Origin of the sequence: Viridibacillus sp. NPDC093762, assembly GCF_050279675.1 — a bacterium.
Classification (GTDB): Bacteria; Bacillota; Bacilli; order Bacillales_A; family Planococcaceae; genus Viridibacillus.
The window spans coordinates 586,557-607,792 of record NZ_JBNNUK010000001.1 but is presented as its reverse complement, the minus strand read 5'-3'; the positions used below and the strand labels follow the sequence as shown (position 1 = coordinate 607,792).

The window sequence follows — 21,236 nt, the reverse complement described above, 5'->3', positions numbered from 1 at the left end:
TAAAAGAGCACCTGCTCCATACATCAGAATACGTGTGTATTGTAACACCACTTGCTACTATATCACACAACATTTACAACTGCAACAAATTTAATGCTTAAACTTTAGTATCAGTTCAATTTCAGTTTTGCCTTTTTGTAAGGTTTTGGCGATTTCTTCGATTGATCGACCTTTAGAATATAGTTCTCGAACTTGATCTTCTAGAGAAAGTTCTATAACTGCTACTGTCTCTTCACTCGCTTGAGGAACTGTTTCAACAGCTTGTTGTTTTTTTTGTGGTTGAGATTGGTTCTGCTTATAAGCCTTTGCTGCAACATTTTTTGATGCGCTAAATGTTGGTAGCAAAAAGGCTTCTTCGCTTTTTTGCTTATGTTCGCTTTCAGGTACAACTGGGACTTCTTTTTCTTTCATCAATTGCTCCAGCGGCTCATTATCGGTTGTTTTCTTAGTTATATTAATGTTAGAAAGTTCTTCGATTAATCGATTGTTTTCATCACGCATTTCAGCCAAATAGGCACCAACTGCGTTATCCATGTCATCTTTTAAACGCTCTTGTTTTACTTCAATATCTTTAAAACGTGAAAGCTTAGAATATAGCATGATAATTAAAAAGAAGCTGATGATTTGCGCGATAAATAAAAAGACAAGTATTGCAGCTACCATTGTTGCTCCTAACCGCTAAAATCCACGAATTGTCCTTTATATGGATGTTTAGCTTTTTCGTTCACTTCTTCTGACTCTTGTTTTTTCTTACCATTCTTACCACTACCTGATTGATCATTCGCAGCTGGATCTTCATCTTTAATCTCATCAGTACTTTCTGATTCCAATACAGATGTACGATTGCGCTCAATTTGGCGTTGCAAAGCTACATTAGCCAAGTCTTGGTTCGTGTTTACTTGTTGTTGTGCTTGGTCAGCCATTTTACCAGCTTCGAATGTTTTTGGAATAGCTATTTGAAGCTCGACACCTTTTAAGCTCATACAACATGCCTCCATTTATGCATTTTGCATTTCAGATGATAATAGATTCCGCAATTTAAATAATGCTTTTGAATGGATTTGTGAAATACGCGAAGTTGAAAGCTCTAGCATTTCTCCAATTTCAGTAAGTGTCATTTCTTCAGTATAAAACAGACTTAATACAAGTTGCTCTTTCTCATTTAACTTTAATATATTGTCCGCAAGATCCCCTAATAATTCCATTTTCACAACTTCTTGTTCAGGAGTCTTCACAGTATCATCACGAATAATAAATGATTTACCTTCATGATCATCCTGATCTTGAGACTGCTCGTCCATTGACAATACATTTGAAATAAAATGTTCTTGCATTGTTTGATAAATATCATCGACAGGCACATCTAAAGTAACAGCAATTTCCTCTGGTGTTACATGACGCATTAAACGTTGCTCTAACGACTCAATTTGTGCATCTAATTTTTTTGCTTTTTCACGAGCAGAACGTGGAAGCCAATCTTCTTTTCTAAGACCATCAATTATGGCTCCGCGAACGCGGAATGATGCATATGTATCAAATTTCAAATCACGAGTTGGATCAAATTTATTTAATGCATCGAAGAGTCCCATCATTCCAAGGCTTGTTAATTCATCCCTTGATACATTTTTAGGTAAGCCAGTACTAATACGCTGTACGTGATAGGATACTAATGGGATATACTTTTTTATTAGCAAGTCTCCTGCACGAGGATCTCGTTCAGCAGTCCAGCTACTCCAAAGCTTCTGCTCTTCATTTACAGTTGGTTGCATCGCCGAATCCTCCCATTTAGTAAAGTACGATTTGTAAATCTATTATATCAATCTATTACTGTATAAAACTCGCTAATTCCAAGCAATTCAGGTTTATTTTATGTCTTCTAACATCATGGATTGAACTACTTTTGCTACTTCTTCAGCATTTTCTTCAATAGTATTACTCAATTGACCTGTCTGCTGCTCTTTTATTTGTCCATTGTTCACTGCAAGTCCATCCTCTGCAAGAGTCAAACCTTCTGATTGTGGTGAAAAAAAGACAAATGCAATGACAAATCGCACTAAAAACGCAACTAAAAAAACGACTAAAGCAATTATAAATGAGTTAAATAATATTGTCGTTGGCATCTTAGATGATTGGAATGTCATGAAAAAATAAATTGAAAATCCAATCAGAGAAGCCCAACAATTCCATAAAATTGAGCCAACCATCATATATCTTTCACTCCTTGATTTACTGTTCGAATATTTAATTTGGTCGTTTGTAAATCAAACTCTATCGTTCGACCACTACTACCACCTGTATCTTCCGCAATAAGGGGTATGGACAATTTTTTTAATTGCAACTTCACAGCCTCTACATTGCGCGGTCCAATTCTCATAGAATCTCTACTCGATGTAAATTGGAACATCTGCGCCCCTCCAGCTATTTTTGCTTTCAACCTAAAAGGTTGGATCCCATCTTGTTTCAATTGATTTACCATGGCAGGAATACCTGTATCGGCAAATTTCGCCACATTAATCGAGTCTGTTCTGCCAAGTTGGGAATCTGGAAGCATCACGTGAATTAACCCCGCTACCCCTTTTAATTCATCATATAACACAACCCCTACACATGAACCTAACCCAGATGTTCGGATTGTGTTAGGTGCTTTTGCTACGTCCATTTGAGCTATTCCTACTTTGACTACACTAGAGCTATCTATCATATTAAGAAACTCCTAATGCTCTAAAAATAGATTCAAAGGAGTCAGGATCAGGTAACAAGAAGAAATGTCCTCTAACCGTCTCTGTATCTCCCATATTTTCTTCATAAATCGTAGTATCAATGACAATAACATGATCGCTCACTTGCGATACTTCGATTAATCCAAAACTGATAATAGCACCAAACATATCAATACTTAAAGCAGGTGGGGTTGGATAAATTTTCAAACTAGTGAAATCCGAGAGCGCCGATAAATATGAGCCCGATAAAATATTTCCGAGCTCTTGCATTGCAGAAAAACCTAATTCGGAAACAGGTGTTTGACGGAAATCAAAGTCTTCATCTCGTATTAATTTTTGTATGAAATGATTAGCTTGTTCAATCGGTAGAATAAAGAACATTCCACCTTTAGCATCTCCTTCAATTCTCAAATAGATGCCAGCGACGGCTTGTTCCGCACCGCCACCTCTTTCCATCATTTCATTAAATGACACCATTTCAACTTTCGGTACACGCATATCTATTTTTGTATTCAATAAAGATGAAAGAGCAGTAGCAGCATGCGCTGCTCCAATATTACCTATCTCTTTCAAAACATCTAAATGTAATGACGTGATTTTATCGTGAAATGTCATAGGTTCATACCTTTCTTTACTTTAACGTATTTAGCACTTTATCTAAATGAAGCAAAATAAGAAGGCGCTTACCGACTTTCGCAACACCTGAAATGAATTCTTCTTCTAATGAACCAACCACTTCAGGTTGCGGTTCAATTGATTCCTTTGGTATATCCATTACATCATTAGCTGCATCAACGATGAATCCAACTTCCATTTCATCCAATGAAATAATGATGATTCTAGTACTTTCATTATCCGATGAAGTATCCAAGTCAAAGCGTTCGCGTAAATCAATGATCGGCGTTACTACACCTCGTAAGTTGATAACACCTTTCACGTATCTTGGTGTTTTTGGAACACGTGTAATATGCATTGTTTTTTCAATTCCTTGAACTTGACTAACAGGAATTGCGTATTCTTTATCTGCCAATTGAAAAACAATTACTTTCAAACTTTCTACATCGAGCGTATTTACCATCATTTACACCTCTTTCGATCATTTCATTATTTAATAAGAGCGTTACAGTCTACGATTAATGCAACTTTACCGTTCCCAAGAATTGTTGCACCAGAAATAGCAAAAACATTTGTTAAATAATTACCTAAAGCTTTTAGTACAATTTCTTGTTGCCCAATAAATGAATCAACAACTAGTCCAGCCATTTTCTCACCTTTACGGACGATGACCACTGAATGGAACTCTTCATCTATTGCTTCATTACGTGGCACTTCAAAGATTTCTTCTAAAAATACAAGAGGTACAACTTTGCCGCGGAAATCAATTACTTTTTGATTATGCGCATTCATAATATCCGAAGAGCGAATAATTGATGTTTCGATAATTGAAGATAAAGGAATTGCATAAATCTCTTTATCAATTTCCACAAGCATTACTGAAATAATTGACAATGTTAATGGTAGTTGAATTGAGAATAATGAACCTTTACCCTCAGTCGATTCGATTGTAATATTCCCACCTAAAGATTCTATTGTGGATTTAACTACATCTAGTCCTACACCACGACCTGATACGTCTGAAATAACGTCTGCTGTTGAGAACCCAGATGATAAAATTAATTCATTAACTTGATTGTCTGTCATTGATGCTGCAACTTCTGGCGTTACGACACCTTTAGAGATTGCTTTAGACAATACTTTTTCACGGTTAATGCCCGCACCGTCATCCTCTAATTCGATGAAGACATGGTTACCGCTATGATAAGCACGCAGAACGATTGTACCTTCTTCTGGTTTACCTTTTGCACGACGTACTTCAGGGCTTTCAACACCATGATCCAAACCATTGCGAATTAAGTGAACAAGTGGATCACCGATTTCATCAATTACTGTACGATCTAATTCTGTTTCAGCTCCGATAATTTCTAGATTTACTTTTTTGTTTAATTCACGTGTTAACTGACGCACCATTTTAGGGAAACGATTAAATACTGTTTCAACTGGCACCATACGCATTGTTAAAATAATATTTTGTAAGTCTCCAGAAATTCGGGACATTCTTTCAACTGTTTCATTTAGTTCGCTATGATTTAACTCTGACGCGATTGATTGTAAACGCCCACGATCAATTACTAACTCCTCAAACAGATTCATTAAAATATCAAGACGTTCAATATTCACACGAATGGTTTTACTAGTTGCGTGACCACCACTATTCTTTGTAGGTGTTTTTTTAGCAGCAGGTGCATTATCAGATTCTTTCTTCGCTACCTGTTGCTGTGGTGGTTCAACTTGTGGTGTTTCTAGCGTTCCAAGCATTGCTTGATTTAAGACTTGGAAATCGACTGGCTGAACAATGACACGATCTACTTCAGATACTTTTAACAATTTTTTTTCAATATCTTCAGCTGGTTCTTTTGTTATAAAGGCAATATAGAAGTCATTATCAAATTGCTCTTCTTCAAGCTTTTCAACAGAAGGAGATGACTTGATAACATCACCCAATTTTTCAAGCAATTCAAACACCATATATACGCGTGCTGCTTTTAATAAACAATCTTCACGTAGATGAACTGAAATTTCATATGTGTTAAAGTCTTGTTCTTGTGATTGTTGAATAACCGTTAATTCAAAGTCATCGTATTCAAGTAACACTGCAGATTCAACATTTGTAGTTGCTGCCACTTCGTTATTTGAAATAGAACTAGTAAGCGCTTCACCTAATTCTATTTTCTTTAGAGATTCAACTGTTGCTCTTACATCCTTTTTCCCATCTCCACCGCTTGCAATATCGTTAACCATTTCTTCAAGATGGTCTACTGATTCAAAGACAACATCCAAAATCTCTGGTGTAACCTTAATCTTTTCGTTACGAATAGCATCTAAAACATTTTCCATTTTATGAGTTAAATCAGCTAAATCTTCGAAGCCCATTGTCGCTGACATACCTTTTAATGTATGAGCATTACGGAAAATATCATTCACAATTGCTAAATCATTTGGGTTTTTCTCTAATTCTAGTAGACTTTCACTACAAGACTGAAGATGCTCTTTACTTTCGTCAATAAACACTTCTAAATATTGATTCGTATCCATAGAATGTCCCCCTTTAAGGTAAATATTTCATTATTGTTTCTGCAATATCATCTACATCCGCTACTTCATTAACTAAGCCCGTTTCAAAAGCTGCCTTAGGCATGCCATACACAATACATGTATTAGCAGATTCTGTAATAGCAATTACTTTCCCAGTATTTTTCAACTGAATTAAACCCTTCGTTCCATCGGAGCCCATTCCCGTCATAATAACGGCTATTTTGTCAATTTCATTAAATTGACAATTATCTTCAAAAAGTACGTCGACAGACGGTCTATGTCCCCCACGAGGTGGCTCTTGATCATCTAGTACGATGCCATAAGACATACCTATTTTACGAAGTTTCATATGATAACCACCGGGAGCAATGTAAGCTACTCCATTTTGCAAAATGTCACCATTTTCAGCTTCTTTCACAGTAATATCAGATAGTTGATCTAATCGATTGGATAGTGACTTTGTAAAACCAGCAGGCATATGTTGAACAATTAGGATTGGCGCTTTGATGGTTGCCGGTATTTTAGTAATGACTTCTTGTAAAGCTCTTGGACCTCCAGTCGAAGTTCCAATCAGTATTATTTTCTTAGAATGAGCTGACCAGTCCCTTTTGACTTGCGTTGTAGCTGTTTCAGACATTCTTTCCAGTTGTTTAACTCTCTGTACCTTTCGTGATAAAAGAGCAGAATCACTCAGTTCTCCAGTAAATTTAGTTGTATTTGATTTGACAACTGTTTGCTGAAGTTTTGAAACTTGTACATTAGCAGCATGCTCAACTTTATATACAAGGTCATTTTTGATTTTATGTAAATCTAGTGAAATTGTACCACTTGGTTTAGCAATAAAATCAACAGCACCATTAGCCATTGCTTCTAGAGTCGAATCAGCCCCCCGTTCTGTTGTACTTGAAAGCATTACAACAGGAACCGGTGATTCTACCATGATTTTTTTAAGAGCTTCTAAACCATTCATTTCTGGCATTTCAACATCCATAGTGACAACATCAGGCTTAAGACTTTTAATCTTGCGTAATGCATCATTACCGTTACGAGCAGTGCCTATAACTTGTATTTTAGTATTATCCGTAAAAAAATCTGAAATGAGCTTCCTCATAAAAGCAGAGTCATCAACGATGAGTAGCTTTTTGGGTTGAGAAATGTTCAACTAATCACGACCTTTCGAAAAAATACTTTTCAATTTAGACAAAAACTTATTCGTCTGAGCAGGTGCATGTACTTCTTCAATGCAATCTTCCATATAACGATAAGTTATATCTCGTAACGTTTTCGTGATTGGAGCATTTGGAAATAAAATTGAAAAGGGAACTTGTTTGCGAACAGCTTGTCTTACAAGTGGATCTTCAGGTAAAGACCCTAATACAGTGACTTCTTTTGACAAAAATCGTGACATAGCATGGCTTAAACGCCTAAGGGCATCAGGACCTTCTTCTTGATCCAAAGTACGATTACAAAGAAGATAAAACTTTTTTTCTGAATCTCTATAGTGAATATATTTCATCATAGAATAAGCATCTGTAATTGATGTTGGCTCAGTAGTAGAAATGACAATAATATCTTCAACTGCGACTAACAAATCTAAAGACCAATTAGTTGCTCCTGCTCCCATATCAAACACTATGTAATCAACTGACTTTTGCAGCACTTCGAATGCTTCAATCAAACGATTAAACATTTTTTCAGACCATTCCATTAGCCCATTCATACCCGTACCGCCTGAAATATATTGCAAACCATTAGGCCCCTCAAAAATAACCTCTTGTAATGAACAATCTCCCTGTAAATAGTCCTTTAAACTTTTCCTTGCGCTTTCACCTAAAAGAATATGAATATTACCCATTCCGATATCCATATCAACAATGACAACTTTTTTACCATGGGAGGCTAAAGTATTAGAAAAATTCGTTGTGAAATTGCTTTTTCCAACGCCACCTTTACCACTTACAACTGCAATAGATTTCCCTATTAATCCCTGGCTTCGCAACATATACATTCTTAAAGATTCTGCTTGATCTCTCATTTCCTATCTCCTTGAAAGAACAATTCAACTACACTTTCAAAAGAGGCCTCCTCAATATCCTCTGGTACTTCTTGACCAGTTGTATAGTAAGCAAGTCCTTTATTATATTTAACCATTAAATTAATCATTGAGCCAATAGAATTTGTTTCATCAAGCTTAGTGAATATTAGTTTAGTAATAGGAAATTCCAAAAATTGTTGAATAATCGTTTCCATATCTCGCTCTTTTGATGTCATTGATAGGACTAAAAAGCTTTCCATATTCTGTTCAAAATTCATTAATTCTCGTAAATCTTCTACGTACTTTACTTCTTTATAGTTTCGCCCAGCTGTATCAATAAAGATTAAATCTAGATGATCAAATTTTTCTAACGCATGTTCATAGTCTTGTTTGTTGTAAACAATCTCTACAGGTGCTTGCAGTAAATTCGCATACGTTTTCAACTGTTCAATTGCAGCAATTCTATACGTATCAGTTGTAATGAAACCTATTTTTTGTTTCTTCTCGAGTACTGCTCTAGCAGCCATTTTAGCAATTGTCGTTGTTTTACCAACTCCAGTTGGTCCTAAAACGTTTATATATTTTTTTTCATAAGAAATACCACCGAAAGGAAGCTGCTCAATATTAGCTACAAGAGATTCTTTTGCAAGATTGAAAAGCTCCTCTTGCGATAAATCTCCTTTACTATTTTTTATAATTGCAAAAAGCTCATCACCAATACATGTGACAAGCTCTTGATTTAGCTCCTGTTTCTCTAGTTGTTCAATAAGAGGTAAGAGTTCATCTGGATACTGGGCCCCTACAGAGTGTCGTTGCATTGATTGCATAAGTAATTTCAAATCAGCTATTTCCTTTTTGATTTCTTCAGAATTTTGATCTGAATGAATACTTTTTTCAATCAAAGGCTGAACTGGAGCTAGAAGAGGCGCAGATTGTCTTACTTCTGCGCGATCTAGCCCTGCTACCACTTCAATACTTTTCTTTTTAAATAATCCTAAAAAACCTTTTGAATACACTACTTTAGAATTAACAATGACTGCATCATCACCAAAATCAGCACGAACTTTTTTCATTGCGGCTGGCATTGACGGTGCTACATATTTTTTCATTTTCATTCAACATTCACCACCCCAACACTTTGGATCTCAATCGATGCTTCCAGTTCATTATACGAAAGAATTGGAATTTGAGGGAAATATCTCTCTGTCAATTGTCGTAGGTACATTCGAACAGCTGGTGAACATAAGATCACCGGAGATTGTTCAAAGAATGCAATACGCTCTATTTCTCTTGCAATAGATTCTAGTATCGCTTGAGAATCTTGTGGATCCATCGCTAAATAATTTCCGTGATCCGTTTGTTGAATACTATCTGCAATCATTTTTTCCACTTTAGCAGCCACAGTTAATACTTTTAGCTCTGGCTGACTGCCTGCATGCTGAGTAGTAATTTGACGAGCAAGTGCTTGGCGGACATACTCAGTAAGAACATCCACATCTGATGTTAACTTTGAATAATCTGCTAATGTCTCGAAAATGATTGGTAAATTGCGAACTGAAACATTTTCTTCTAACAATTTCGCCAATACTTTTTGAATCTCACCGATTGATAATGGGGTTGGTGTTAACTCTTCTACTAAAATTGGTGCTGATTCTCTTAAATGATCGATTAATTGTTTTGTTTCTTGGCGACCAAGTAAGTCTGAAGCGTTTGCACGAATAATTTCAGTTAAATGAGTAGAAACAACACTAGGCGGATCCACTACTGTATAACCAAGCATTTCAGCTTCCTCTTTCACTTGGTCAGTAATCCATTTTGCAGGTAGACCAAATGAGGGCTCCACTGTATCGATTCCTTCAATCGAGTCATCATCCCCAGGACTCATTGCTAAGTAGTGATCTAATAATAGTTCACCCTGCGCAAGTTCGTTCCCTTTAATTTTAATACGATATTCATTCGGTTGTAATTGAATATTATCTCGAATACGAACAACCGGTATGACAATTCCTAACTCAAGCGCAAGTTGTCGTCGAATCATTACAACACGATCTAATAAATCCCCACCTTGTGCTGCATCTACTAATGGAATTAATCCATAACCAAATTCAAATTCAATCGGATCAACGTTCAATAAATTAATGACATTTTCCGGACTTTTCAGATTATCAGTAACCACTTCTTCTTCAATTTCTTGTAATTCTTCAATTTCTTCTTGTTTTTTATGACTTATACGGTATGCTACGAATGCAAGTAGCCCAGCTAATGGAACTGTATAAATTAATTCAATTGGCGTTACAATTCCTAACAGAAAGATTGTAGCTGCTGCAATATACAACAACTTTGGATTAGCAAGCAATTGCCCTGTAATATCTGTGCTTAAATTACCATCAGAAGCTGCTCGCGTAACTACAATACCTGTTGCTGTGGAAATTAATAGTGCTGGAATTTGCGACACTAAACCGTCACCTACTGTTAAAGTAGAGAAAAGATGCACTGCTTCAGAGAACTCTAAATCCATTTGCACAACGCCGATAATCATTCCTACAAGTAGGTTAATGATAACGATAATAATACCTGCAATGGCGTCCCCTTTAACAAATTTTGTGGCACCGTCCATAGCTCCGTAGAAATCGGCCTCATTACTTACTTTTTCACGTCTTTGACGAGCTTCTGTTTCAGAAATTAATCCTGCATTTAAATCGGCATCAATCGCCATTTGCTTACCTGGCATCGCATCCAATGTAAAACGGGCAGCAACTTCAGAAACACGCTCAGACCCTTTAGTAATAACAATAAACTGAATGATAATCAAAATTACGAACACTACTAAACCGACAAGAATATTTCCACCTACAACAAATGTTCCAAATGTTTCAACTACATTCCCAGCTTCACCACCACTTAAAATTGCTCGGGTTGTCGAAACGTTTAATCCTAAGCGAAACAATGTAAGTAATAAAAGTAATGATGGGAATATTGAAAATTGAAGTGCCTCTTGCATGTTCATAGCTGTTAATAAAACTAATAACGCTAGCGATATATTAATAATAATGAGAAAGCTTAACATCCACGGAGGTAGAGGGATAATGAGCATCGCTACAATTAAAATAACTGCCGATAATACCCCTATGTCGCGAATTTTCATACTTGTCCCTCCTGCTTAAAACTTTAAATTTTGCGTTTAATACGGTATACATAAGCTAAAACTTCCGCAACCGCTTTGAAAAACTCGTCTGGGATGCGGCCCCCAACTTCCACTTGATCGTACATTGCTCTAGCCAACGGTCTATTTTCCACCATCACAACATCATTTTCTTTGGCAATTAATTTAATCTTTTGTGCGATAAAGTCGGTCCCCTTAGCAACAACTTTTGGCGCATCCATACTTTCATCATCATACTGCAGTGCAATTGCATAATGGGTTGGATTGGTAATAACCACGTCCGCTTTAGGTACTTCCGACATCATACGACGCATAGCCATTTCACGTTGACGTTGTTTTATTTTTGATTTTATAAGGGGGTCACCCTCAGTATTTTTATATTCATCTTTAATATCCTGCTTGGACATTTTTAAGTTTTTTTCATAATCAAACTTCTGATAGAAATAATCCAAGATTGCCACACAAAACAATGTAAATGAAGCTGCAATCCCCATTATTACTGTTAATTTTCCAACAGTTATTAAAGTGACCCACGGAGATTTAAAAGACAAACTTAGTACATCATCTATATTCATGAGAAGAATAACTGTTGTAACTGATCCGATAAAGGTTATTTTTAAAACTGATTTTAATAACTCAATAATAGCTCTCATTGAGAACATCCGTTTTAAGCCTTTAATTGGATCAATCTTCTTTAAATCAAATTTTAATGACTCTGTTGTAAAAAGTAATCCAAATTGAAGGAAATTTCCAGCGAGACTAGCAATTACCGCAATCACCATGATTGGTAATAAGACAAATGCCATCTCAATCATGACTTCTTTATAGACTTCCATAACTGAGCTAATCGAAATAGATTCAACTAACAAGTATCGACTAAATGTTTGTTTAAAAAACGCCATGATGCTATCTCGCATAGATGCTGCGCCAAATAATAAGAATAAAAAAACAGATAGGAGGACAATTGCACTTGTAACATCCTGACTTTTTAATACTTGACCTTTTTTTCGGGCATCTAATCTTTTCTTAGGCGTTGCTTTTTCAGTTTTTTCTCCCGCAAAAAATTGTAAGTCAAGACGAATATATTGCATCTTATCCACCACCTATTAGAACCATAAAATCACGCATACTAACAATCATAATATTAAATAACTTTTGAATAACTGCTACCATTACACCCATCATTGTTACAAGAACAAGAAAACTCACACCAATTTTGATTGGAAAACCAACCACAAAAATATTCAACTGCGGAACTGTTCTAGCTGTTATCCCTAAAGCAATATCAACTAAGAATAAAGTAGCAACAATTGGGATAGCCATTTGAAAAGCAATACCAAACACTGTAGCAAACATTTTAATAATAAAGTCAGTGGAATTTTCCGATCCAAAGGATGGCCACATTTCACCAATTGGTAAGTATTCATAACTATAATAAATACCATCCAATAGTAAATGATGACCATTGGTACCTAGCAACACTAGCAATGCCAGAGTATTAAAGAATTGTCCTAAGAGGGGGCTTTGTGCCCCTGTCTGTGGATCTATAATATTCGCAATAGCAAAACCCATTTGGAAGTCTATGAAACTTCCTGCTATTTGGATAGCTGACATAATTATATAAGCAATTAAACCGATAATTAAACCAACCATGGCTTCTTTTATTACCAATAATATGTATTCCCCGTTTACTTCCATAGGAGTAACGTCAATTGTGTAGTACATCATCCATGCAATTACTGCCGCTAATGTAAGTCGCATTTTGGACGGGATTGTTTTATAAGAAAACAAGGGGACCGTTATAAAAAATGCCGAAATTCGCACTAGAATGAGAAGGAACACCGTTACTTTTGGTACTAGTTCTTCCATTCGCTCACCCTACATATCGCAGTAAATTTTCAAAAATATCTGTTGCATACGAAGTCACTTGCGTAAGCATCCAAGGTCCAAAAAACACAATACCTACTAAAACAGCAATAATTTTCGGCACAAACGCAAGCGTTTGCTCTTGAATTTGTGTCGTTGCTTGGAAAATGCTGACCGCCAAACCAGTAATTAAAGCGATTAGTAATAAAGGCCCTGAAGTAAGTAGGACAACCATGATCGCACGTTCTGCAACTGAAATGACCATTTCACCTGTCATATTGATTCATCCCCTAAAAGCTTTGCAGCAATGATTTCATTACAAGATACCAGCCATCTACAAGTACAAACAATAGGATTTTAAATGGCAGTGAAATCATAACTGGCGGTAGCATCATCATACCCATAGACATTAATACACTTGCAACAATCATATCGATTACAAGGAATGGTATGAAAATCATGAAACCAATTTGAAAAGCAGTTTTAATCTCACTTAACGCAAAAGCAGGTACTAAAGTAGTTAATGAAATATCCTGAACTGTTTCAGGACGTTCTGCACCAGAATATTTTAAAAACAAATCTAAATCCTTCTGCCTTGTATGCTGACTCATAAAGTCTTTAAATGGCCCACTCGCTTTTTCGTAAGCTTCATCCAATGTGATTTTCTCATCAAAAAGAGGCTGTAATGCTTCTTTATTCACTTCTTGGAATGTTGGTGCCATGATAAAAAATGTTAAAAAAAGTGCCAATCCAACGATTACTTGGTTTGGAGGCATTTGCTGTGTAGCTAAAGCTGTACGTACGAACGAAAGGACTATAACAATCCTTGTAAAAGATGTCATTAGTATTAATATACTTGGTGCTAATGATAAGACTGTTAGCATTAACATCAGTTTTACAGAAGTAGAAACATTGGATGGATCGCTGCCTGAGAAATAATTAACTAAATCACTCATTCTTTATCGCTCTCCTTTTGCTTCCACTCATTCAAATCTTGACTACGTTCAGATTTTATTTTCGAGATTTTTTGTTGAAATAGATCTTTGAATTCTTCGTTTGGCTTCTCATCTACTTTCGATGAAGGTCGTACTTTTTCTTTGAAACTAGTAAAAAGGTCTGCAATATATGGAACTTGATTTGCAAATTCTTGTTTATCGTTATATAAGGTCATTAGACGCTCTTTTTCGACCTCGTTTGAGATTTCCTTAAGAATATGTACATCCTCACCTACGCCAACCAAATAGAGCGAATCTCCTACTTTTAAGAGCTGCACAGATTTCTGTTGGCCTAAAGATAATCCACCTAAATTTTGCATCAATTGATTATGTTGATATTTTTGGCTGCGACTATTGACGAATTTTAACATTCCATACAATAGTGCTACTACAAAGATAAGAGCTAGGACCATTTTAATATAATCCCATGGAGACAAGCCGACAGCTGTCGATTGTGTGTTTTTATCGACAGCTGTAGTTGAATCCTCTTCACATGCACCTGGGTCTTTTAAGCATTTATCAACCGTTTCACCCTCCTCAGCAAAAACTGGTGTCGGGTTTAGCATAGGAATAATAAATGTAATTGTTAATAATGATGCACACAACATCAGTTTCAATAAGGCTTTATAAAACATTTTGATCAACCTAACGCTTTTTGGATCGCTTCGATAACACGGTCAGCTTGGAAAGGTTTTACGATAAAGTCTTTTGCCCCTGCTTGGATTGCATCGATTACCATTGCCTGTTGTCCCATTGCTGAGCACATAATAACAATTGCACTTGAATCTTTTTCTTTAATAGATTTTAATGCGGCAATTCCATCCATCTCAGGCATAGTAATATCCATTGTTACTAAATCTGGTTTTAATTCGCTGTATTTCTCAATAGCTTGGGCGCCATCACCAGCTTCTCCCACAACTTCAAAACCATTTTTCGTCAAAATATCTTTGATCATCATGCGCATGAAAGCTGCGTCATCCACAATTAAAATCCTTTTAGACATGTCAAACTCCTCCAATAACTATCTATCTTAGATTGTTTAAGCGATCCGCTTTACTCAAAATATCTGTAATACGAACACCGAAGTTTTCGTCTATTACAACTACTTCTCCTTTAGCAATGAGACGGCTATTTACTAGAATATCAACCGGTTCACCAGCAAGTTTATCAAGTTCAATAATAGATCCACTTGCTAGCTCTAATATCTCTTTTACGGAACGCTTCGTACGTCCTAATTCAACAGTAACTTGCAGTGGTATGTCAAGTAGCATATTTAAATTTCTAGCTTCTGCTTGCTTCAATGATGCATTTTCAAAGCTTGCAAATTGTGCTTGTTGTACATTTGCCGGCTGTTGTGAATACATTGGTCTTTCAGGCATTGCATATGATTGTTGATATTGTTGCTCTTGCATTGGAGCAGGTGGTGCTACTGGTGCCTGTTGTACAGGAGGTGCTTGAACTGGTGCTTCCTGTGGTGTTGGTGCAGGAGCTACCATAGTTGAAGCAATTTCTTCAGTATCTTGATTCATTAATTGGTTAACCAACTTCCTACTAAACCCTAGAGGTAGTAGTTGCATAATATCTGAATCTATTAAAGTACCAATTTTTAAGCGGAAAGAAACTTTAACAAGTAAATCTTCTTCAGGAATATTATCTCTACCTTCATTTTTAGAAATATTCATCAAATCGATTGATGGCGGTGAAATGTCCACTTTTTTATTAAAGATCGTAGACATAGATGTTGCAGCAGAACCCATCATTTGGTTCATTGCTTCCTGCACAGCACTTAAATGAATTTCACCAAGCTCATCTGCAGGGCTAGCACCATCTCCACCTAACATTAAATCAGCAATAATTGCTGCATCAGATTGTTTGATGACCAATAAGTTCATACCCACAAGGCCCGTCGTATATTCTACTTGAACCGCTACATATGGATGAGGAAACTCTTCCTCCAAATTATCACGATTAATCATACTGATTGTCGGTGTTGTTATATCAACTTTTTGTCCTAGTAACGATGATAACGCCGTTGCAGAACTACCGAAGGAAATATTACCGATTTCACCTAGTGCATCTTGAGATAATGCATCTAAATATTCCTCTACTTTGTATTCAATTTGAGAAGACTTCTTATTTTCTAGTTCGGGAGATTCGCCTCTTAATAGGGCTTCAATTTCTTCTTGCGATAACATTTCATCACTCATCAACTTCGTCTCCTCCTTTCAAAGACTCTATAACTTGAACAGCCATTCGTTTTTTCAGTTTCCCTGGTTGAACAGTAAATTTAGGTATATCGCCAACTTTTAATGTAAGTGGTTGGCTAATTTTCTGATCCAGTTGAATAACATCACCTTGTAACAATAGAAGGAAATCTTCAATTGAAATTTCAGCATTACCAAGCTCCGCTATAACTGGTAAATTAGATTGTTTCACACTATTTTCAAGAATTGCAGTTTGTTCTGGTGAAACTTCTTTTTTATTAGATTGCATCCAATAGCGAACCGATAGATTCGGTACAATCGGCTCTAATACGACATGAGGGATACAAATATTAATCATGCCGCTTGTTTCTCCTATAATTGAGTTGAATGAAATAACAACAACCGTTTCATTTGGGGAAATCATTTGTAAGAACTGCGGATTCACTTCAAGCTCAGATAAAGCTGGATCAATATCAGCTATGTTTACCCATGCTTCACGCAAGTTATCGAACGAACGTTCAAATAAATTCGTCATAATTTTCGTTTCAATTTCAGTTAAGTTATCGACGTTACTATGACTTGCGCCTGTTCCTCCCATTAAACGATCTAGCATTGAATACGCAATATTCGGATTAATCTCCATTAGGATATTGCCATCTAAAGGTGGTACTTCGAATACATTTATGAGTGTCATATTCGGAATTGAACGAATGAACTCTTCAAATGGAATCTGATCCACAGATGCTACAGTTATTTGCACATACGTCCTAAGTTGAGCTGAGAAAAACGTCGTTAAAAGACGTGCAAAATTTTCATGTATTCGGGTCAAACTTCGGATTTGATCTTTTGAAAAACGAAGAGCTCGTTTAAAGTCATAAACTTTAACTTTTCTAGCCTCTTCGTCTTTCATAATATCATCAGCCGTCATCTCACCCGTTGATAACGCTGATAAAAGCGCATCAATTTCGGACTGGGATAACACATCTCCTGCCATTTTCCCACCTCCATTTCAAAATAATTGACCTTACTGAATGATGTAGGACGTAATGTAAACTTCTTGTACCTTACCGTCTTTCATCAGTTCATTAAACCTTGTTTTTAACGTTGTTTCGAGCATTTCCTTTCCTTTTTTTCCTTCTAAATCGCCTTTTGTCATCTCTGACATTTCCTCAATCACAATACTCTTTACTTGGAAATCACGTTTACCGATTTCTTCAGCAGCTTTTTTGCTATCAGTTTGAATTTTAAGCGAAATTTTAACAAAATTTGTTCCAGCTAGATTTGTTGTCAATTCAGGAACATCTACGGAAGCTTCGATAATTTCGTCAATAGTTGGCTCTTTGGCACTTCCTTTGTTCAACTGATTGACAGTTACCAATGCAATCACACCAAGTAGTGTAATCGAAACTAAAATAATTAACATAATGGTTAATAGTTTGTTATTCTTCATTTTCTTCACCTCTTAAGTGCGGGTTTGATAGGAGCTGTACACTGTGATAGAAAGCAATCATACGTTTACTAACTTCTTCCCCAGTTTCTAATACAACATATTTTCGTCCGGTCGTTAACGTAATCGTCGTATCAGGAAACTCCTCGACCGATTCTATGTATAAAGCATTTAATGAGAATGGTTTACCATTTAATTTAGTTACTGTAATCATAGGAAATAAGGGCCGAGTCTTGAGAGCCGACCCAGCCCCCTCCTTTTAATGAAAGTTATTTAGCAAAAACTTATCGTTTTAAGTTAACAAGCTCTTGTAAAATTTCATCAGATGTTGTGATAATACGTGTATTCGCCTGGAAACCACGTTGCGCTACGATCATATCAGTGAATTCTTCTGATAAATCGACGTTGGACATTTCAAGAGCTCCTGATACGATTTCACCAATTCCCTTTTGCCCTGCAGTTCCTATTGTAGCTTTCCCTGAGTTTGGTGTTTCATTATAATAGTTAGAACCTTCCTTAGATAACCCACCAGAATTTGGGAACTTAGCTAATTCTAATTGACCTGCTTTTTGTGATGCACCTGTTTCATCAACATAATTAACAGTCCCATCTTTACCGATAGACATACTTTGAGCAGTTGTAGGTATATTTATTACTCCAGCAGTTCCTTTTATATACTTACCTTCCGCATTAACCAAATCACCATTTTTATCCATATAAAAATTCCCAGCACGTGTATATTTCAGGTTTGTCCCATCTTTATCCATAACAACAAAGAATCCATCACCAGAAATCGCTAAATCTAGACCTCTGTAAGTATTTTGCAGTGACCCACCTTCATGCATCGTATCAATTGCTGCAATTGAAGACCCTAATCCAATTTGTTTAGGGTTTGTACCACCAGTTGTAGCTGTTGGCCCTGAAGCTCCCGCAGATGTTTGTGACATCATATCCTTGAACACAACACGACCTTTTTTGAAACCATAAGTATTAACGTTGGCGATATTATTACCAATAACATCTAATTTTGTTTGGAAATTTTTAAGACCACTGATGCCTGAATACATTGAACGTAGCATAACTTAATTTTCTCCCTTCGATTTTAGAGTGTACTGCTTCTGTCATTTGGCAGTACTAAGGCACCCTTAAAAGGTCCTGCCTTATGTCAGCACAATTGTGCCGTCGATATTGGTGAATATTTGATTTTGTGCTTCATGACGATCCATTGCTGTAATTACTGTGGCGTTTTTTGCACTAACTATGAGTGCTGCCTGGTCAGTTAAAACAAGTGAATCATTCACACCTTTTGAGCGTGCTTCGAATACTTTTTCAGTAATTCTTTGCCATTGTTTTTCATCAATATGAATATTTCGTTCGTTAAGTCGAACTGAAGCGTGTTTACTTATCTTTAACTGATGGCTACTAGTTGCCTTTTCTAACTCTTGACTAAAGGATTGTTTGCTTGTAGAAACACTCGGTCTTTTAACTGGTTGTTGCCGTAATGTTGGTTGAAGTGGTTGTATATGTTGCTGAAATCTTATTTTATCCATCAAAACACCTCAGCTCGCTTATTGAGATATAGATAATATTTGATCAGCTGTTACTTCATCACCGTTACTAAGGATATATTTGATTTGTCCATCTTTTTTAGAAACGGATTGGACAGTTGCTTCATTAGTTATTTCATTTGGCGGTTTCTCAGATTCTTCATTATCATCTTTATCCTCAGTCACTTTGTACGTAATATTTTTTCCTATTAACATACTCGCTTCTACTAGCGATCCTCCAGCACTACCTGTAGCTCCATTAATAACCTCTGAAATATTCGAAGGTGTTAATTCTTTCCCGTCTGCTAATACGAAGATAACTCCCTCAACACCGTATTTAACTCGAACTACAGTGCCAGTTCCTTCATTAACAATCGGTTTACCATCTTCACCTTTTTCATCAGTTATTTCATGCCATTGCACATCTTTGCCTATGAATGAATTAAATTCAATTAACTGCGATTGTTGTTGTAATTGCGTTAAATTCTCTAGTGCTGTTGTCATATTCGTCATTTGTTCAAGAGTTGAGAATTGAGCCATTTGTGCAATAAATTCTTTATCATCCATAGGGTTTGTTGGATCTTGGTTTTGTAATTGTGTAATTAGCAATTGCAAGAATGCATCTTTACCTAAAGTAGAGTTACCTGTTTGCCTTTGTTTAGATGGTTGATTGGTAATGTTGTAATCATCTAATATACTCTTTTTATCTGGAATTTTCGTTGTATCTGCCATAATCCTACACCTCCATTTCCATTAAATAATCGCTAAATGTTATTTCTTCATCTTGCTCGCCTTTGTTTTGATCGTCTTGGTCATGTGCTTGTTGCTTAAACGATTGATTGAATTGATGTTGTCCTTTTTCTTGGCGATTTGCATCACTTAAGGCTTGTGTAACATCAATACGGTCAAGTTGTATATTTTGGTTGACTAAACCTTGTTTTAATGAATTTAACTGACTATCTAACATTTCTTTACCAATTGCTGTAGAGGCTAGCAATCTAGCTGTCATAACCCCATCTTTTTGTACAAGTTCTACGCGAATCGTCCCTAAATTTTCTGGGTATAGTTTGATTAAAAGCTTCGTCATTCCTTGTGCATTTGAAATTTGGCTACGATTCATAATTGCTTGGAACTCTTTGACAAAAGTTTCAGCCTGAGAAGCCTTATTTGTTGGTAATGTTAATGTCACAGTTGTGTTAGCTGTACCTTTTGTTTCTGTAAGAGTTGTTGCAACACTTGTTGTAACACTTTCATTGGCACTGGCCTCAGTTAAATTAATCAATAATGGTTGTACATCTTTAGTTTTCACAAGTGGAAGTTGACTGCTCGATGCTTGATTTAGGAGCTGTTCTACTTTTGTTGATAAAGCAGACATCCATTCTTTCACTTGAAATACTTGTAATTCTTGACTTAAGACTAAATCTGTTTTAGGTGCTGCAAGCTCAACTAATTTTAAAAATCCCAGTACATCTGAAGCCTGAGTTTGAGATACTGTTGCCCCTTTTTCTCCACTAATAGAAGACATCAAATTCTGCATAAATGCAAAAGCATTTTGATCAATACCGGCAAGTAAATCCCAAACATCTTTTGCCTGCGTATCATCACTTGTTAACTTCTGAATCGCAGCTTGTAAATCTTCAACGTTTACTCCTAACAACTCGCCTAATTTATCAAGTGATATACTTTCAGTACTTAGAGTAGCTTCATCGATTGAACTGTTCAGCAATTTATTTAAATCTGTTAGTGAAGTTACACCAAGGATGTTTGACATATCTTCTATAGTGATTGCTTGTTCTTGATCTCTGGTAGCATTGCTTTTTAGTACTTGTCCAAGCAAACCTTCTAGACCTCTTGATAGATCGATAGATAATCTATTTGAGCTATTTGTGGATTCCTTAATGGACTGATTATTCAACTTATCTACATTACTTTGATTACTATTTGTTGTAGATGAAGTTGGCGGTTCATTCTTATTAGAAGATAACAAGTAATCCGAAAATCCAGTGTTAGACGAGCTATCAGTTGAATTTTTTGATTGACTACTTGCTTTGGGTGCTTCTATTTGTATCGAATCTATATTCATGATTTCACCTCCTTCCGACTAAT

The 21,236-nt window shown here is 36.2% G+C and carries 26 protein-coding genes; all 26 read right to left on the bottom strand.

Annotated elements, in window-relative coordinates; translation table 11 throughout:
• Positions 1 to 90: 90 nt before the first annotated feature.
• The 26 genes from ACQKM9_RS02925 to ACQKM9_RS02800 all read right to left on the bottom strand — a co-directional run bounded on the left by ACQKM9_RS02925 (position 91) and on the right by ACQKM9_RS02800 (position 21,213).
• Positions 91 to 663, bottom strand: a complete 573-nt coding sequence (locus ACQKM9_RS02925; protein ID WP_427732480.1) for a hypothetical protein — start codon at positions 661 to 663, stop codon at positions 91 to 93.
• Positions 664 to 671: 8 nt separating this feature from the next.
• A complete protein-coding gene (locus ACQKM9_RS02920; protein ID WP_427732478.1) occupies positions 672 to 983 on the bottom strand; it encodes an RNA polymerase subunit sigma in 312 nt (103 codons plus the stop codon).
• 15 nt (positions 984 to 998) lie between these two features.
• Complete coding sequence (locus ACQKM9_RS02915) at positions 999 to 1,769, bottom strand: FliA/WhiG family RNA polymerase sigma factor (protein WP_427732476.1); 771 nt, start codon at positions 1,767 to 1,769, stop codon at positions 999 to 1,001.
• A gap of 93 nt (positions 1,770 to 1,862) precedes the next feature.
• The gene (locus ACQKM9_RS02910) at positions 1,863 to 2,207 is read right to left on the bottom strand and encodes a hypothetical protein (protein WP_427732474.1); all 345 of its coding nucleotides are present in this window, start codon (positions 2,205 to 2,207) and stop codon (positions 1,863 to 1,865) included.
• Positions 2,204 to 2,701: a chemotaxis protein CheD gene (locus ACQKM9_RS02905; RefSeq protein WP_427732472.1), complete on the bottom strand. Its 498-nt coding sequence runs from the start codon at positions 2,699 to 2,701 to the stop codon at positions 2,204 to 2,206. The genes ACQKM9_RS02910 and ACQKM9_RS02905 overlap by 4 nt, the downstream gene beginning before the upstream one ends.
• Before the next feature lies 1 nt (position 2,702).
• Positions 2,703 to 3,335, bottom strand: coding sequence for a chemotaxis protein CheC (locus ACQKM9_RS02900; RefSeq protein ID WP_427732471.1), 633 nt, complete (start codon positions 3,333 to 3,335; stop codon positions 2,703 to 2,705).
• Positions 3,336 to 3,351: 16 nt separating this feature from the next.
• Positions 3,352 to 3,798 carry a chemotaxis protein CheW gene (locus tag ACQKM9_RS02895; RefSeq protein ID WP_427732801.1) on the bottom strand — a complete coding sequence of 149 codons (447 nt, stop codon included), beginning with the start codon at positions 3,796 to 3,798 and terminating at the stop codon, positions 3,352 to 3,354.
• 26 nt (positions 3,799 to 3,824) lie between these two features.
• Positions 3,825 to 5,873: a chemotaxis protein CheW gene (locus ACQKM9_RS02890; RefSeq protein WP_427732469.1), complete on the bottom strand. Its 2,049-nt coding sequence runs from the start codon at positions 5,871 to 5,873 to the stop codon at positions 3,825 to 3,827.
• 13 nt (positions 5,874 to 5,886) lie between these two features.
• Entirely contained in the window at positions 5,887 to 6,984 is a 1,098-nt protein-coding gene (locus tag ACQKM9_RS02885; RefSeq protein ID WP_427732467.1) for a protein-glutamate methylesterase/protein-glutamine glutaminase, read from the bottom strand.
• Between the two features lie 51 nt (positions 6,985 to 7,035).
• Positions 7,036 to 7,908, bottom strand: coding sequence for a MinD/ParA family protein (locus ACQKM9_RS02880; protein ID WP_427732465.1), 873 nt, complete (start codon positions 7,906 to 7,908; stop codon positions 7,036 to 7,038).
• On the bottom strand, positions 7,905 to 9,023 hold the full coding sequence (gene flhF, locus ACQKM9_RS02875) for a flagellar biosynthesis protein FlhF (protein WP_427732463.1): 1,119 nt from the start codon (positions 9,021 to 9,023) through the stop codon (positions 7,905 to 7,907). Before flhF ends, ACQKM9_RS02880 begins: the two co-directional genes overlap by 4 nt.
• A complete protein-coding gene (flhA, locus tag ACQKM9_RS02870) occupies positions 9,020 to 11,053 on the bottom strand; it encodes a flagellar biosynthesis protein FlhA (RefSeq protein ID WP_427732461.1) in 2,034 nt (677 codons plus the stop codon). Before flhA ends, flhF begins: the two co-directional genes overlap by 4 nt.
• Before the next feature lie 23 nt (positions 11,054 to 11,076).
• Positions 11,077 to 12,162 (bottom strand): flagellar biosynthesis protein FlhB, encoded by a 1,086-nt coding sequence (flhB, locus tag ACQKM9_RS02865; protein WP_427732459.1) that lies wholly within the window; start codon positions 12,160 to 12,162, stop codon positions 11,077 to 11,079.
• A 1-nt stretch (position 12,163) separates the two neighbouring features.
• On the bottom strand, positions 12,164 to 12,940 hold the full coding sequence (gene fliR, locus ACQKM9_RS02860) for a flagellar biosynthetic protein FliR (protein ID WP_427732457.1): 777 nt from the start codon (positions 12,938 to 12,940) through the stop codon (positions 12,164 to 12,166).
• Between the two features lie 4 nt (positions 12,941 to 12,944).
• A complete protein-coding gene (fliQ, locus tag ACQKM9_RS02855) occupies positions 12,945 to 13,214 on the bottom strand; it encodes a flagellar biosynthesis protein FliQ (RefSeq protein ID WP_038184135.1) in 270 nt (89 codons plus the stop codon).
• 13 nt (positions 13,215 to 13,227) lie between these two features.
• A complete protein-coding gene (gene fliP, locus ACQKM9_RS02850; RefSeq protein WP_427732455.1) occupies positions 13,228 to 13,893 on the bottom strand; it encodes a flagellar type III secretion system pore protein FliP in 666 nt (221 codons plus the stop codon).
• The gene (locus ACQKM9_RS02845; RefSeq protein ID WP_427732453.1) at positions 13,890 to 14,567 is read right to left on the bottom strand and encodes a flagellar biosynthetic protein FliO; all 678 of its coding nucleotides are present in this window, start codon (positions 14,565 to 14,567) and stop codon (positions 13,890 to 13,892) included. The genes fliP and ACQKM9_RS02845 overlap by 4 nt, the downstream gene beginning before the upstream one ends.
• Positions 14,568 to 14,572: 5 nt before the next feature.
• Complete coding sequence (locus tag ACQKM9_RS02840) at positions 14,573 to 14,935, bottom strand: response regulator (protein ID WP_427732451.1); 363 nt, start codon at positions 14,933 to 14,935, stop codon at positions 14,573 to 14,575.
• A 22-nt stretch (positions 14,936 to 14,957) separates the two neighbouring features.
• Complete coding sequence (gene fliY / locus ACQKM9_RS02835; protein WP_427732450.1) at positions 14,958 to 16,139, bottom strand: flagellar motor switch phosphatase FliY; 1,182 nt, start codon at positions 16,137 to 16,139, stop codon at positions 14,958 to 14,960.
• The gene (fliM, locus tag ACQKM9_RS02830) at positions 16,132 to 17,130 is read right to left on the bottom strand and encodes a flagellar motor switch protein FliM (RefSeq protein ID WP_427732448.1); all 999 of its coding nucleotides are present in this window, start codon (positions 17,128 to 17,130) and stop codon (positions 16,132 to 16,134) included. The genes fliY and fliM overlap by 8 nt, the downstream gene beginning before the upstream one ends.
• A gap of 30 nt (positions 17,131 to 17,160) precedes the next feature.
• Positions 17,161 to 17,586, bottom strand: a complete 426-nt coding sequence (fliL, locus tag ACQKM9_RS02825; RefSeq protein ID WP_427732446.1) for a flagellar basal body-associated protein FliL — start codon at positions 17,584 to 17,586, stop codon at positions 17,161 to 17,163.
• A complete protein-coding gene (locus tag ACQKM9_RS02820) occupies positions 17,576 to 17,797 on the bottom strand; it encodes a flagellar FlbD family protein (protein ID WP_427732444.1) in 222 nt (73 codons plus the stop codon). The genes fliL and ACQKM9_RS02820 overlap by 11 nt, the downstream gene beginning before the upstream one ends.
• A gap of 70 nt (positions 17,798 to 17,867) precedes the next feature.
• Positions 17,868 to 18,662 carry a flagellar basal body rod protein FlgG gene (flgG, locus tag ACQKM9_RS02815; RefSeq protein WP_427732442.1) on the bottom strand — a complete coding sequence of 265 codons (795 nt, stop codon included), beginning with the start codon at positions 18,660 to 18,662 and terminating at the stop codon, positions 17,868 to 17,870.
• A gap of 81 nt (positions 18,663 to 18,743) precedes the next feature.
• Positions 18,744 to 19,133 carry a TIGR02530 family flagellar biosynthesis protein gene (locus tag ACQKM9_RS02810; protein ID WP_427732440.1) on the bottom strand — a complete coding sequence of 130 codons (390 nt, stop codon included), beginning with the start codon at positions 19,131 to 19,133 and terminating at the stop codon, positions 18,744 to 18,746.
• Between the two features lie 18 nt (positions 19,134 to 19,151).
• Positions 19,152 to 19,862 carry a flagellar hook assembly protein FlgD gene (gene flgD / locus ACQKM9_RS02805; protein ID WP_427732438.1) on the bottom strand — a complete coding sequence of 237 codons (711 nt, stop codon included), beginning with the start codon at positions 19,860 to 19,862 and terminating at the stop codon, positions 19,152 to 19,154.
• A gap of 4 nt (positions 19,863 to 19,866) precedes the next feature.
• The gene (locus tag ACQKM9_RS02800) at positions 19,867 to 21,213 is read right to left on the bottom strand and encodes a flagellar hook-length control protein FliK (RefSeq protein ID WP_427732436.1); all 1,347 of its coding nucleotides are present in this window, start codon (positions 21,211 to 21,213) and stop codon (positions 19,867 to 19,869) included.
• Between the last annotated feature and the right edge of the window lie 23 nt (positions 21,214 to 21,236).

Bases quoted from the DNA above. Each gene is read 5' to 3' on its own strand.
- ACQKM9_RS02925 (WP_427732480.1), bottom strand. From the start codon at position 663: ATGGTAGCTGCAATACTTGTCTTTTTATTTATCGCGCAAATCATCAGC.
- ACQKM9_RS02920 (WP_427732478.1), bottom strand. From the start codon at position 983: ATGAGCTTAAAAGGTGTCGAGCTTCAAATAGCTATTCCAAAAACATTC.
- ACQKM9_RS02915 (WP_427732476.1), bottom strand. From the start codon at position 1,769: ATGCAACCAACTGTAAATGAAGAGCAGAAGCTTTGGAGTAGCTGGACT.
- ACQKM9_RS02910 (WP_427732474.1), bottom strand. From the start codon at position 2,207: ATGATGGTTGGCTCAATTTTATGGAATTGTTGGGCTTCTCTGATTGGA.
- ACQKM9_RS02905 (WP_427732472.1), bottom strand. From the start codon at position 2,701: ATGATAGATAGCTCTAGTGTAGTCAAAGTAGGAATAGCTCAAATGGAC.
- ACQKM9_RS02900 (WP_427732471.1), bottom strand. From the start codon at position 3,335: ATGACATTTCACGATAAAATCACGTCATTACATTTAGATGTTTTGAAA.
- ACQKM9_RS02895 (WP_427732801.1), bottom strand. From the start codon at position 3,798: ATGGTAAATACGCTCGATGTAGAAAGTTTGAAAGTAATTGTTTTTCAA.
- ACQKM9_RS02890 (WP_427732469.1), bottom strand. From the start codon at position 5,873: ATGGATACGAATCAATATTTAGAAGTGTTTATTGACGAAAGTAAAGAG.
- ACQKM9_RS02885 (WP_427732467.1), bottom strand. From the start codon at position 6,984: ATGAGGAAGCTCATTTCAGATTTTTTTACGGATAATACTAAAATACAA.
- ACQKM9_RS02880 (WP_427732465.1), bottom strand. From the start codon at position 7,908: ATGAGAGATCAAGCAGAATCTTTAAGAATGTATATGTTGCGAAGCCAG.
- flhF (WP_427732463.1), bottom strand. From the start codon at position 9,023: ATGAAAATGAAAAAATATGTAGCACCGTCAATGCCAGCCGCAATGAAA.
- flhA (WP_427732461.1), bottom strand. From the start codon at position 11,053: ATGAAAATTCGCGACATAGGGGTATTATCGGCAGTTATTTTAATTGTA.
- flhB (WP_427732459.1), bottom strand. From the start codon at position 12,162: ATGCAATATATTCGTCTTGACTTACAATTTTTTGCGGGAGAAAAAACT.
- fliR (WP_427732457.1), bottom strand. From the start codon at position 12,940: ATGGAAGAACTAGTACCAAAAGTAACGGTGTTCCTTCTCATTCTAGTG.
- fliQ (WP_038184135.1), bottom strand. From the start codon at position 13,214: ATGACAGGTGAAATGGTCATTTCAGTTGCAGAACGTGCGATCATGGTT.
- fliP (WP_427732455.1), bottom strand. From the start codon at position 13,893: ATGAGTGATTTAGTTAATTATTTCTCAGGCAGCGATCCATCCAATGTT.
- ACQKM9_RS02845 (WP_427732453.1), bottom strand. From the start codon at position 14,567: ATGTTTTATAAAGCCTTATTGAAACTGATGTTGTGTGCATCATTATTA.
- ACQKM9_RS02840 (WP_427732451.1), bottom strand. From the start codon at position 14,935: ATGTCTAAAAGGATTTTAATTGTGGATGACGCAGCTTTCATGCGCATG.
- fliY (WP_427732450.1), bottom strand. From the start codon at position 16,139: ATGAGTGATGAAATGTTATCGCAAGAAGAAATTGAAGCCCTATTAAGA.
- fliM (WP_427732448.1), bottom strand. From the start codon at position 17,130: ATGGCAGGAGATGTGTTATCCCAGTCCGAAATTGATGCGCTTTTATCA.
- fliL (WP_427732446.1), bottom strand. From the start codon at position 17,586: ATGAAGAATAACAAACTATTAACCATTATGTTAATTATTTTAGTTTCG.
- ACQKM9_RS02820 (WP_427732444.1), bottom strand. From the start codon at position 17,797: ATGATTACAGTAACTAAATTAAATGGTAAACCATTCTCATTAAATGCT.
- flgG (WP_427732442.1), bottom strand. From the start codon at position 18,662: ATGCTACGTTCAATGTATTCAGGCATCAGTGGTCTTAAAAATTTCCAA.
- ACQKM9_RS02810 (WP_427732440.1), bottom strand. From the start codon at position 19,133: ATGGATAAAATAAGATTTCAGCAACATATACAACCACTTCAACCAACA.
- flgD (WP_427732438.1), bottom strand. From the start codon at position 19,862: ATGGCAGATACAACGAAAATTCCAGATAAAAAGAGTATATTAGATGAT.
- ACQKM9_RS02800 (WP_427732436.1), bottom strand. From the start codon at position 21,213: ATGAATATAGATTCGATACAAATAGAAGCACCCAAAGCAAGTAGTCAA.